We start from the raw sequence: 12,002 nt of genomic DNA, 5'->3' as shown, positions 1-12,002 counted from the left end.
ATCACTTCCGTTGTTTCAGCCAATCGATGCTCTGGCTGATCAGCCTGTCGTCCATCTCGTGGACCTCCAGGCCTTTGCCGATCCCGGCGAGCAGGGTCACCGTCAGTTCGCCACCCAAATGCTCTCGGAAGTCGGACAGCCCCTTCAGGAGGAGCAGATGGCCGTGGGCATCGGCGTGCTCCAGCGCGTCGTGCCACAGGCTGAAACCGAGTTGCTCGAGCAGTCTTGCGACGCGTTCGTCTTCACCGGCGGCCAAGCGGCCCGAAAGCACGGAGTAGCGCGTGTCGAGGGCGATGCCGATCGCGACCGCTTCGCCGTGATTGACTTCGTTGCGTGTGAGCTGTTCGAGCTTGTGCGCGGACCAGTGCCCGAAATCGAGCGGCCGGGCGGAGCCCATCTCGAAGGGATCGCCGCCATGTGCGATCTGGCGCATATGGAGCGCGGCGCTCTCCTTGATCAGGTGATCCATATGAGGGCGCGAAAAGCGGATCAGCTCGTCCGCATGGGATTCCAGCCACTCGAAGAACCTGCCATCGCGAATGAGGGCAACCTTGATGGCCTCGGCCATGCCGGCGCGCTTTTCACGCGGCGGCAGCGCATCGATGAAGACGCTGTCGTTGATGATCGCCCAGGGCGGTGCGAACGTACCAATGAGATTTTTCAATCCGAACTGATTGACTGCATTCTTCACCCCGACGCCGCTGTCGTCCTGCGCCAGAACCGTCGTCGGAAAACGAATATGGCGAACGCCGCGGTGGAAGATCGCCGAGGCGTATCCGACCGCATCCAGAACGGCGCCGCCGCCGATCGCGATCGTGTAGGAGTGCCGATCGATCGCATGCCGCGACAGCGCTTCGAGAAGCCGGGGCGTCGTATCGGGATCGTTCTTGCAGATCTCGCCGCCCGGGACCGGGACGAGAGGCCCGACCAGGTCCATTCGCCCGGCATGCGCGGCCGCGTAGTTTTCAATCTGGCAGGAGAGATCGGGGAGCGATGTCAGGACGCCCTGATCGGCGAAAATCAGACACCGATGACGCTTGTGAGGCTCGCGGCGCGCGAGGACATCGATCAGGCTGCGGTTACCGAGTGCGAACGCGTCTCGCGTAAATACCACGGGGTATTCGTAGGCGACGCTGAACGATTGCAGGCGAACATCCTCGACCCTTTGGGAGGGCGTATCCAGCATGGCATTCTCCCCCGCCGGTGCCCTTCTTGTTGTGGTGTCATGGGGCCGGCGAACCCGCAAACCGATCGACCAACGTTTCGACGTTGCCTACCGCGATGCGAAATCCAATTCGCTGGACAGCGTGCCATTTTGCTTGGCAGTTTGGCAAGCCGTTTCGCCTGTTGCGTTGCGGCCTTCGCGCTGAAGACGCGAAGGCATCGTTGGGGGGACTCCATTGAAGCCAGTGCTTGCCATGATCGTGGTCGGATTGACGCCACGGCATCTGGGACTGATGCCGCGGCTGTCGGCATTGGCGCGCGACGGAGCCATGGCGAACCTCGATACGGTGAGCCCCGCCGTGACCTGCAGTGCGCAGGCCACCTTCATGACGGGCGTGTCACCGAGAGATCACGGCGTCGTCGGAAACGGCTGGTTGTTCCGCGATCAGATGGAAGTGCTGCTGTGGCGCCAGTCCAATCGCCTCGTCGATGGCGAAAAGGTCTGGGACGCCGGCAAGAAGCGCGACAGCGCCTTCACCTGCGCGAACATGTTCTGGTGGTACAATATGGCGTCGAGCCACGACATCGGCGCGACGCCCCGGCCGATCTACAAGGCGGACGGCCGCAAGCTTCCGGATTGCTACACCGTGCCGCCGCAACTGCGCGAGCGGCTGACCGAGCGTCTCGGACAATTCCCGCTGTTTCAGTTCTGGGGACCGGCCACGACGATCGCATCGACGCGCTGGATCGCCGAGGCGACGAAACTCGTGATGGCGGAGAACGATCCGACCTTGACGCTCGCCTATCTGCCTCACCTCGACTACGACCTGCAACGTTTCGGACCGGACGAGTCGAACCCTGCGGTGCGGCAGTCGCTCGCCGACATCGACGCCGTCGCCGGCGATCTCGCGGACGCCGCGCGCGCATCCGGCAGGTCCGTGGTGGTCCTTTCGGAATACGGCATCACTCCCGTCGATCGGCCGATCCACATCAATCGGGCGCTGCGCGATGCGGGGCTGCTGGCTGTTCGCGAGGAGGATGGAGGCGAACTGCTCGACCCGATGGCGTCGCGAGCGTTCGCGCTTTCAGACCACCAGATCGCGCACGTCTATGTCGCCGATCCGAAGCTGTTGCCGGATGTGCGAGCGCTGGTCGCGAGCCTGCCCGGCGTCGAGCACGTATATGGCGGCGACGAGCGGAGAGCGATTGAACTCGATCACGCGCGCTCCGGCGAGCTGATCGCGATGGCCGATGCGCGATCCTGGTTCACCTACTATTACTGGAAGGACGACAGCATGGCGCCCGACTTCGCGCGGACCGTCGAGATCCATCGCAAACCGGGCTACGATCCGGTCGAGCTGTTCCTCGATCCCGCGATCAAGGCGCCGAAGGCGGCGATCGGCAAACGCCTGCTGTTGCGCAAGCTCGGATTTCGCGCGCTCATGGATGTTATTCCCCTCGATGCGTCGCTCGTCAGGGGCTCGCACGGTCGCTTGACGGACAAGGCCGAGGACGGACCTCTGGTGATTTCCGATCGCCGCGATCTTCTCAGGCGCGACCGTCTCGCCGCCACCGATATCAAGCCATTGCTGCTCGACGCCGTCTTCGCGCAGTGAGACAGCCTTCAGCGCGCGAAAGGCGCGGCTCGGAAAGCGTCGCGTGGTGAGCCTGCTCCGGCAGTCGGATTCTCCTGCAGAAGCTCCGCGTGGTCGCGCAAACCGCTTCGCGTCGTAGCCCGTGATCCGCGTCTGCTCACGGAATCGGAGCCGGCGTGATGCCATGTTGCGTCTGCTTCTGGAGATGGCCCGTACGCCGACGTCGCCGTGATCGAAGTCGATGTCGTCGTTAACCAAGCCGGCCATGACAGCGGTGTGATGGAGGTCACTAAGGTTCCGTTTTATCAGCGTTTTTCGGCGCCGTTCGGTTCCAAAATGTCGCGCAATTGCAACGCTTGTCGGGAAAACGAAGCACTTCGGGGCTGTGGGTCCAGTTTTGAATCGTCGCTTAAGGCGTGTGGGCGTACGATCCGTTCATTGCTGAATTTTCTTACTGGTTAGGAGACTTCCATGAAGTTGCGACTGACCCCGATTCTTACGACACTCATGTTGATGGCCGGCCTCGGGGCGGCTTCCGCTGCAGACATGGCGGTCAAGGCACCGCCGATGGCGCCGCCCGTTGTCGATAGCTGGACGGGCTTTTATCTCGGCATCAACGGCGGCGGCATCTGGGGGAGCAATCATCTGACTGCCGCGCCCGCCGACCCCGGCACGACGGCCTTCTGGGCTCCGTGCTTCGCCGCAGGCGCCTGTCCGCGCGATTACGGCCGCAACACCGGCTCGAGCGGTGAAGTCGGCGGTCAGCTCGGCTACAACTGGCAGATGAATTCGATCGTGCTCGGCATCGAGACCGATCTTCAGTGGACGGATGTGAAGTCCACCGCATCGGCCGTCACGACCGGACTCGGCTTCACGGACTTCAACGGCGCGGCGAGCTCGAAGCTCGAATGGTTCGGTACGACGCGCGGCCGGCTCGGCTTCCTCGCGGCGCCGAACCTGCTGCTGTATGGCACCGGTGGTCTCGCCTACGGTTCGGTGGCGAGCTCCTGGACCGCCAACTTCCCGGCACCGTCCAACCAGTTCGTCGCCGGCTTCAACCGCTCGACCCAGATCGGCTGGGCCGCCGGTGCGGGCGCCGAGTGGAAGTTCAACCGCAACTGGATCATCGGTGTCGAATACATGCACATGGAGCTGCAGTCGCGGTCGTTCGGCGCGACGGGAGCCGGCAGCGCCGGTTGTACGGCGCTGAATTGTAACTTCAACATCAGCGCGGACAGCTTCAAGACCGACATGGTTCGCGCGCGGCTGAGCTATCAGTTCGGCGGCCCGGTGATGGCCCGTTACTGAGCGCAGACCAGGACATCCTCGACGGAAAAGCCCCCTTCGCAGGGGGCTTTTTCTTGGGCCGTCCTGCCGCGCCCCCTCGTGGCGGGTGTCCTGGCGCCGAAGACGGCCTTCGCAAGCCGGGTCAGAGCCGTCGCGCGCATGTCGATTTCGACGAACTCTCATCCCGAAACCAACATTTGTTAGGGAACCGCCGCGCCCCTCTGGTAAATTCCAATGACCACCGCCCGGCTCTTGGCATATATCGGTGTTGAGATCGCTCATTGCGCTCCCGCCTTCCTCTCATGGAAAGGAGCGCGCCATGTTCAAGCGGCGTCGTTTCAAGCAACAGCTCACATTGCAGGATCGCCTGGCGGCCTGGTCGAAGGCCGTTCACGAGCAGGCGGCCGCGCTGCCCCCGGGGCCGGAGCGGGATGCGCTCATCAAGAAGGCGCGGCAGGCCGACGTCGCGAACCATCTCGACGATTGGGTCAGGTCCACCGGGCTTCAGCCGCCGGAATGATGCCGTCGCCCCCACGCCCCGAGTCCGACCGCGTCCGGCGCGCGGCTTCGCGCGCGGAATATTCGCTCGTCGTCCTGGACGGGGCGTCCGTGGAGGCGGCGATTGATCTTGCGAGGAAGATCGCGGGACGCACCGGTTGCTCCGTGTCGGTGATCGACGCGGACGGCGTGCAACTGGACGTGATCCCGGGCGCGATCACGAACTGATCGTGACCCGGCGGTGATGCCTTGCGCCTCCACCGCGCCGGCGCTGCGTTGCAAATTGAATCGAATGTCCGTCGATGTTCCGACGTCGCCTGCCGGTCGCGATCTTCACGCTGGGCCTGCATGCGGGACGGTGCTAAAAAGTCCGGCAAGCTGAGCTGATTGCTTTTCACTGTCCCGACCGCGTCCGCCCTCCGGCCGACATCGAGCCAGGGGTCGCCGCACCTGGTCTCGCGCCAAGACGAATGTGGGGGGCTGACGATGAAGATGCTGGCCGCGACGTTGATATCGGCGCTCGTCGTTTCCGCGTCCGCGCGGGCCCAGGGCACCGTTCCCGTGACGCTGGACAAGTTCGCGCAGGCCGAGTCCGATTTCTATTTCGGGAATGCCATCAAGGAAGCCGGCGGCATCGGCAAGTTCTCCCACAATCGCGCGCCCGCCGACATCGACAAGCAGATCATCATTCGCATGAACCGCGACACGCTCTATTCGTCGGCGGTGTTCGATCTCGACGCGGGGCCGGTGACGATCAAGCTGCCTGACTCCGGAAAGCGCCTGATGTCGCTCGAGGTCATTTCCGAAGAGCACTACGCGCCGATGGTGGTCTACGCGCCCGCCACCGTGACCCTCAACCGGAAGACCGTCGGCACGCGCTATGTCATGGCCGCGGTGCGCACGCTGGCCGATCCGAACGACCCCGAAGACCTCGGGAAGGTCGCCGCGCTGCAGGATGCGATCGGCTTCGAGCAGCCGAACGGGCCGGGCACGTTCGAGCCGCCGGACTGGAACACGCAGCAGCAGAAGGACATCCGCGATGCCCTGCTGGTGCTGGCGAAATACAGCGGCGGGTTTCGCAACGCGATGGGCCCGAAGGGCACGGTCGATCCGATCAACCATCTGATCGTGACCGCGGCCGGATGGGGCGCCAATCCCGACAAGGACGCGACCTATCTCGGTGTCGATCCGAAGAGCGACGGCAAGACCGTCTACAGGATGACCGTGCCGGCCAATGTGCCGGTCGACGGCTTCTGGTCGATCAGCGTCTACAACGCGAAGGGGTTCTTCGAGAAGAATTCCGCCGGGGCCTATTCGGTCAACGACATCACCGGCACGAAGAACGCCGACGGCAGCGTCGCCATCCAGTTCGGCGGCTGCGACGGCAAGATACCGAACTGCCTGCCGATCACCGACGGCTGGAACTACATCGTGCGCCTGTATCGGCCGCGCCCGGACATCCTCGGCGGCAGCTGGACGTTTCCCGAGGCGAAGCCCGTGCAATAGGCGGCTCTTGTTCCGGCGAAACACGCCTGAAACAGTCCTGAAACCCGATCGTGCTGAACTCCATCGCCGCCGGCCCCGACCAACGGAGCGAGAAGGAGACACGTCATGATCCAGGTCGGTTCCAAGGAAGAGGTCGCGTTCCTGCTGGCGCTGTTCGGCACGCACACCAAGCCGGTGCCGAAGCCGAAGCCGAAATCCGCGCGCGGGTGAGCGCCGATGCCGGGTTTGGCCGAATGCCAGAGCCTGTTGCGCCTGCTGATCGCAAGGGGCGATCCGCGGGCGATCCCGCTCGCCAAGGGCGCCATCGATCAATATCTCGACGCCGCGCCGGTGAGCGCGCGCGGCCGCGGCCTGCGCGTGCTCCAGCGTGACGCGCTCGACCAGCACCTGGCCGCGGTCGGCGTGCAGCGCTCCTTCGCCGAGACGGTGGATGCCTACATCACGGGGAAACTCGCGCAGGAATGAGGCCGGCATCCGCGCTTCGGCTGTAATCCATTTCACATGCCGATTCCGATTGTGCCGTTAGGCTGGCTGCCAGTGTCGCGCGCCTGTTCGGCGCATGCCGGAGCTGCTGATGATGAGTGCACTCGCAAAGGCGATATCCCGGGCCACGGGCACCAGTGTCGACGTCGAAACCCTCAAGGTGCTCGTGATCTTCTCGGGGGCGGGCCTGCTGCTCTCCCTCGTCACCGCGATGATCTTCGGATCGGATCTCGCCGCGGCCTTCTATTGAGAGCCGCCTGTCATGGGTGGGCGGGCGATCCCCGTTCGGGCTGCTCGGCCTGCAGCAGGCCGATCTTGCGGTCGAGCCGCCAGACCTCGACATTGCCCTGCTGCGCGAACTTCCGGGCGAAGCGGAGCGCGGCGGCGTCGGACAGCGCCTCGAACGCTTCGGCGGAACGGAACACGCCGTTGTCGCCGACCAGATAGGCGCGATATTGCCGGCTCATGTCGGTGCCCTCAGGCCGGGTGAGAGCAGCCAGGCTTCGATCCGCATCGCGGTCTCGTCCTGCCGCGCCCTGCGCAGCAGCATGTCGCGGCGGCGTCCGGGCGCGAGCGTCGCCGCTTCCTCGCGAAGCTGCGCGATCTCGTCGGCGAGTTGCTGGTGAGCGGTTTTGGTTCGTCTCAAGCTGCGTCGTGTCAGCATGGCGCTGCTCCCTCGTGCGAGTGGGCGGGAGCGCAACAGGCGTTCTCGTCACCGATCGATGCCAGGGGCCTTGCGGTGATGGCTGACTCTACGCCTGTTTCGAACGGGGAGTCCGTATCTTTTTATACGTGCGGCAAGACTATTTGCGCAGGTCCATCGATGCGCGGTTTTCGCCTTTTGAGCGGTTTGCTCAGTTTGCACTCGGGCCGGATGACGACGGCGAAGTGCGCAACGCGATCGTGGCCGGGAGGGCGAAGTGCGGGCAGCGGTTGGCGGCGTCGAAATTGGTCACCCATGAGGCCCGGGCCGCTCCCACGTCGTCGTCTCACGCACGGATGCGTCCGCCTAGAAGCAGTGCCGCGATGCCTTCTTGCAATCCGGGACCGGCCAAATAGCGCGGGAATGGGGAACCGTGTTGACATCGTTCTCTTTTTGTTCTATTGAGGTCACGCAACCTGTGGTCGAGGCGTGGTGACAAACGCATCACGTCTCAAAACAAGTCCTGGGGGAGGGTAATGAGTAGCTCGTTTCTTGCGGTGGTCTTGCTGGAGACTCCAGTAATTCCAGACATGTCTGCGCTTGCCAAGGCCATTCGCGCGCGGCATCCCGAATTGCCGATAGAGGCCGATGGAGGCAAAGAGGGCCAAACTTCGCCGCTCCTTCGCTGCGGCGATGATACCGTCGCGGTGATGTCGATGCCGTCGCCCGCTCCCGCGGACCCGGGGCTATGGTTACGTACGTCGGCGACGTGGCCACAGGGGGAAGCAATTGCGGCGCGGCACCGGGGGCATGTGATCGTTTCTGTACTTGGCAAAAAGCACGAGCCGCTGCGCGCCGCTCGTCTGACGACGGCTGTCGTCGGCGGGTTGATTGCGGCCGTGCCTCAATGCTGCGCCGTTCTCTGGAATGGAAAGGTCGCAAGAGCGACCGATCTCTGGTCGGACATGTCGAAGCAATCGTTTGCGCCGTTCCCGGAATATCCTTTCTCGCTATGGATCGATGTACTGCCGTTTCGATCTGATAGTGGAATTGGCGCGGTGACGATGGGGCTGTCGGCGTTTGCCGAACGCGAAATCGAATTCGAGACCCACAAGCTGTCGCTTGCGGAACTGATGGACAAGGTACACGGTCTGGCCGTCTACCTGGTTGAGCACGGTCCCGTGGTCAAAGATGGCGATACGTTTGGTAGCAACGAGCGCGAGCGCTTCACCGTGTATTACAAGAATTCCGATACGTTCGGTGGCTTACCCGTGTTTTACTGCACCGATGATCCGGCAAAATAAAATGGGATGATGCCCGGAAGGGCTCGGAGCCATGCTGGTCCGAACATGTCGTTTGACACGTCGGGCAAAACACCGGCAGAGTGGCATCATAGAGATGAATTTGGATCAAGCTCGCGGAGACCCCGCGGGCTTTTTTGTTGAATCGTTGTGGTTTGTTTTCCGCATGCCGCTGTTCTCCGCGCGGAGTTTGAAACAATCTGATGCATGACAGCGGCGCGACGATCCGACCTCTCGGGAGAGGCAGGGACGATCGCAATGGGAAATGGCGCTTTCGTTAGATGCGCGGGTGATCTGAAGGGAGCGTGGACAGCCGAATGTCGAAAAATGCCCCAGGCCACGCAAATCGCCAGTTCTACAGAATGTCGTTTTATCGGGGTAGTTCGCTCCGCGTGCTCAGAGACGATCGCAGGGCCAGCAGGCAGCCGGATCATCTGTCGGATGATCCCTGGTCGCTAAGGCCCGCATTCGACAAATCGAAGGGCGTCTTCTCCGAGACTTCGAGCGCTTGTACTGGTTCCGGCTGATTTTGGACCAAGCAAAGGCAATGTTCGAGTCTTCGACCCGGAGGCGTTTTCATCTGATGGTACGCGTTGCTAGCTTTGCGACCGGATCGGAAACCATCGATGCCCTGGATCAATGTCTGCCAAAATTGGAGATCGGAATTCGCAGACGATCCCACTCACCAAGGCTTCGGAAGAAGTTCTACCGGTTCACGATGATGGTGCGAACTCGTCCTCAATGGAGAGGCGGTCGGACTGAGCGGATGGTGTTCAACAATCTCTTTGGTTTTGGTGGTTGATGTCCGGTCGCACCTGAATGTTTCAAGCTCACTTCTTGCCGATGTTCGATGGCAATTGACGGTTTCGTGGCGGTGATATCTGACGAGCCTGAGTCAGGTAGACCGTCAGATCCAATGGTCTTTGCAACTCTCCTTGTTGTCTTTGAGCTGCGCCGCCATGAATGATGGCTCGGCTGAGCCGGTCTCCTAGCCGCGCCGCTGGTCACCCACAAGAGCGAAAATCATCGAAATTTCACAAGCGAGCCTTCGGCTCCTTGATCGCACTGGCCTCGCCTTACGCTAGGCGCGGCCTACGTTTGCGCGCGTCGCATGCATCCCTCGATTTCTTTCTGAGGCTTGGCGGCATTCCGCGGAAATCAATCACCCAACACATCCAGAAATTTTTGAAAGCTCGAGGTAGGGCATGTCAATTTTGTTCGGGCATCATATGATACCGGAACGTTTCAAACATCATGAAGCGTTCGATGGCATCGATCAGAAAACTCTCGGAGTAGAATCGGAACTCAATCTAATCTATTTGCCCTATAGCCGTGAGTTGGCTCGACGGATGGGCATAGCCTCGCACCCGGGCGGCCATGCGGATCTGTACTACGAAGCGATTGATGTCGCTCTCAAACAAATCGCAAAAGAAGCTGACCTGGACATTCGCGCCGTTGAGATAAGGAAGTTGTTTGATGCGTTGCGTATTGGCTTCGCCAATGGAGACCTCCACGCGAACATACCCGCCGGGATGACCCTCGAAGAATTTAAGGAGAGGATCGTTAAGGTCATTAAGAACCGCGGGGCATATGTGGAGCGGAATCCCGGTTCGCTCCAAAGAATTTGGGATATCGAACGGGAAGGCCTAGACTCTGGAATGGACCATCTGTTGCGATGGTTCGCAATTGTCGGCAACTCCGAGAGAGAGAAGCTGCTCATTGAGGCGATCAGAAATAATCCCGGCGCTAATGTCACTTCCGGGAACAAGTACCTCCGCGGAACGCAGTTCCTCAAGTTTGCGCCTGTTGACGATACCTTTGATGTGCCGCCATCGAGTTCAATCGATCCGGGCGACGTGCCTCTCCTGCCACCCTCCCTTCCACCTTCTCTCGGAAGTGCGATCGAGCCAGAAGGATTCACGCGAGGTGATCCACGCTTTGCGGGCCGATTGCCGGGCTTTCCTGAGGCCGGTCCGGACGAGCAGCGGTTAGGGCAACTACCGCCCAGTGTGGCCATGCCGCCGCCACCTCAAGTCCTGCAATTCAATCCTGAGACAAGTGATATTCTCAAGTTTTCCGATGGGTCACCCATGATGGGACCAAATCCGGACGATTTACCTCACGACCCGGCTGATGGCCCAGCTTTGCTGGGTGGAATGGCGCTCTTTGCGGCCGCAATGGCTGCGCCAGCATTGATACCGCTGTTGCCGGCTTGGGGGACGGCGGCCGGGGCCCTTGCACTGGCCGGAGCCGCGGCGAACTCTGTCGCGCGTGCGGAGCCGACAAGCAGTGGGGAGAACGAAGCCTCTGTCGCAGGACCCAAGCCGGGCAATCAAGATGCGGAGCCGGCGGCGACCTTCTCCGATCGCTTTGGAGCTTTGATTGGTACACCCGCCGGCGACTTGCCCGCCCAGGCCCCGTCAGAAGCGCAAGCCAGTTCTGCTGCGGATGCCGTCGCTCCCGAAGAGATTCGTCGTCTCACTCGAATGAACGCATCGAACGCCGGTAATGTGTTCGCATCCGGCAGTGCGCCAGTTCCGTATTTGCTTTCTAAGGAATTCAACGATCGGTTCGGCAATTGGAGCACGCCGACTAGCGCAAGTCCGCCTCATCAGACAACCAAACCGATCGACACGTTTGCTGGCGAACCGAATTATATGATTCCGCCCCCAATCTTTCGGGCGGATAATCCGGGTCTTCCGCGCAACGATGCCGAAGAATGGTTCTCTCGTTGGATACAGCCGTTCCTCCGGCCCGATCAAAGGCCGTTTCAGTAATCTTAGCGGATGCCGCTGCGAGGTCGATCGCTTGACACGTCGGGCAAAACACCAGCAAAGTGGCATCATCGAAAATTTGCGTTGATCTAATCGTCCTGCGATAGATCGCCCGGCTTGGTCGGCAGGTCGATGGCCCCGCCATCGCCGTGAACGAGATCGCGGCCGGTGTCCTCGGGATCGCCGGCGTTCTCGATCTCCATATTCTGCGCGTCGCGCTCTTTCTCGCTGCCGGTCTTCGGCGCCGTGGGATGTCGCGGCGCGGTCGACATCGGGCTCCTGGGTGTCATTCTTCCGATCCTCCCGATCGGCTAACGCGCGCCCGGCCCATTCGTTCGTTTGACACGTCGGGCAAAACACCGGCAAAGTGGCATCATCGAAACGAGTTTGGTTCGGCCCGCACGGAATGATCCGCGGCGGGCTTTTTCATGCCGCGGCGACATCGCGATGCCGGCGGCGGCCGATGGGGCGGCATCCGGAGTTTGACACGTCGGGCAAAACACCGGCAGAATGACATCATCGAGACGAGTTCGGTTGACCCGCGCGGAGAAATCCGCCGCGGGTTTTTTCGTCTCGGTCTGAATCGGACGGCGGCCGCGCATCCGGCCACACACGCTGAAGATGGAGCGCCGATCGGCGCGCCGCCGTCCGAACCATTGCTGGCCGTGCGCGCGCGAACGTGCCGGCCTCGCGGCGCGCGCGGGGTGGGCGCGGCGCTGCGGTCTCCGGGGCCCGGGATAGGGTTAGCGCC

General features: G+C 62.0%; 13 protein-coding genes. 9 read left to right on the top strand and 4 right to left on the bottom strand.

The window, feature by feature from the left end:
* Position 1: 1 nt before the first annotated feature.
* A complete protein-coding gene (locus tag QM712_RS00065; protein ID WP_415020971.1) occupies positions 2-1,186 on the bottom strand; it encodes a 3-dehydroquinate synthase in 1,185 nt (394 codons plus the stop codon).
* A 223-nt stretch (positions 1,187-1,409) separates the two neighbouring features.
* Between QM712_RS00065 and QM712_RS00060 the strand changes: the two genes are divergently transcribed.
* From QM712_RS00060 to QM712_RS00030, 7 genes are all read left to right on the top strand, one after another.
* Positions 1,410-2,780 (top strand): nucleotide pyrophosphatase/phosphodiesterase family protein, encoded by a 1,371-nt coding sequence (locus QM712_RS00060; RefSeq protein ID WP_415021343.1) that lies wholly within the window; start codon positions 1,410-1,412, stop codon positions 2,778-2,780.
* A 450-nt stretch (positions 2,781-3,230) separates the two neighbouring features.
* Entirely contained in the window at positions 3,231-4,067 is an 837-nt protein-coding gene (locus QM712_RS00055; protein ID WP_415020970.1) for an outer membrane protein, read from the top strand.
* 298 nt (positions 4,068-4,365) lie between these two features.
* A complete protein-coding gene (locus tag QM712_RS00050) occupies positions 4,366-4,566 on the top strand; it encodes a hypothetical protein (RefSeq protein WP_415020969.1) in 201 nt (66 codons plus the stop codon).
* Positions 4,563-4,772, top strand: a complete 210-nt coding sequence (locus QM712_RS00045) for a hypothetical protein (RefSeq protein ID WP_415020968.1) — start codon at positions 4,563-4,565, stop codon at positions 4,770-4,772. Before QM712_RS00050 ends, QM712_RS00045 begins: the two co-directional genes overlap by 4 nt.
* Positions 4,773-5,030: 258 nt before the next feature.
* Entirely contained in the window at positions 5,031-6,050 is a 1,020-nt protein-coding gene (locus QM712_RS00040) for a DUF1214 domain-containing protein (RefSeq protein ID WP_415020967.1), read from the top strand.
* A 216-nt stretch (positions 6,051-6,266) separates the two neighbouring features.
* Positions 6,267-6,515 (top strand): hypothetical protein, encoded by a 249-nt coding sequence (locus QM712_RS00035; RefSeq protein ID WP_415020966.1) that lies wholly within the window; start codon positions 6,267-6,269, stop codon positions 6,513-6,515.
* 112 nt (positions 6,516-6,627) lie between these two features.
* On the top strand, positions 6,628-6,783 hold the full coding sequence (locus QM712_RS00030) for a hypothetical protein (RefSeq protein WP_415020965.1): 156 nt from the start codon (positions 6,628-6,630) through the stop codon (positions 6,781-6,783).
* 10 nt (positions 6,784-6,793) lie between these two features.
* On the opposite strand, the gene QM712_RS00025 is transcribed toward QM712_RS00030, so the two are convergent.
* A complete protein-coding gene (locus QM712_RS00025; protein ID WP_415020964.1) occupies positions 6,794-7,000 on the bottom strand; it encodes a hypothetical protein in 207 nt (68 codons plus the stop codon).
* Positions 6,997-7,197 (bottom strand): hypothetical protein, encoded by a 201-nt coding sequence (locus tag QM712_RS00020; RefSeq protein ID WP_415020963.1) that lies wholly within the window; start codon positions 7,195-7,197, stop codon positions 6,997-6,999. Before QM712_RS00020 ends, QM712_RS00025 begins: the two co-directional genes overlap by 4 nt.
* 515 nt (positions 7,198-7,712) lie before the next feature.
* On the opposite strand from QM712_RS00020, the gene QM712_RS00015 reads away from it, so the two are divergent.
* Positions 7,713-8,480 (top strand): DUF4261 domain-containing protein, encoded by a 768-nt coding sequence (locus QM712_RS00015; RefSeq protein WP_415020962.1) that lies wholly within the window; start codon positions 7,713-7,715, stop codon positions 8,478-8,480.
* A 1,202-nt stretch (positions 8,481-9,682) separates the two neighbouring features.
* The gene (locus tag QM712_RS00010) at positions 9,683-11,254 is read left to right on the top strand and encodes an AHH domain-containing protein (RefSeq protein ID WP_415020961.1); all 1,572 of its coding nucleotides are present in this window, start codon (positions 9,683-9,685) and stop codon (positions 11,252-11,254) included.
* A gap of 86 nt (positions 11,255-11,340) precedes the next feature.
* Here QM712_RS00010 and QM712_RS00005 read toward each other — a convergent pair whose 3' ends face one another.
* Positions 11,341-11,541 carry a hypothetical protein gene (locus QM712_RS00005; RefSeq protein WP_415020960.1) on the bottom strand — a complete coding sequence of 67 codons (201 nt, stop codon included), beginning with the start codon at positions 11,539-11,541 and terminating at the stop codon, positions 11,341-11,343.
* Positions 11,542-12,002: the final 461 nt, after the last annotated feature.

Source organism: Bradyrhizobium sp. (genome assembly GCF_047605465.1).
Lineage (GTDB): Bacteria > Pseudomonadota > Alphaproteobacteria > Rhizobiales > Xanthobacteraceae > Bradyrhizobium.
This window is presented reverse-complemented; position numbering and strand designations above follow the sequence as displayed.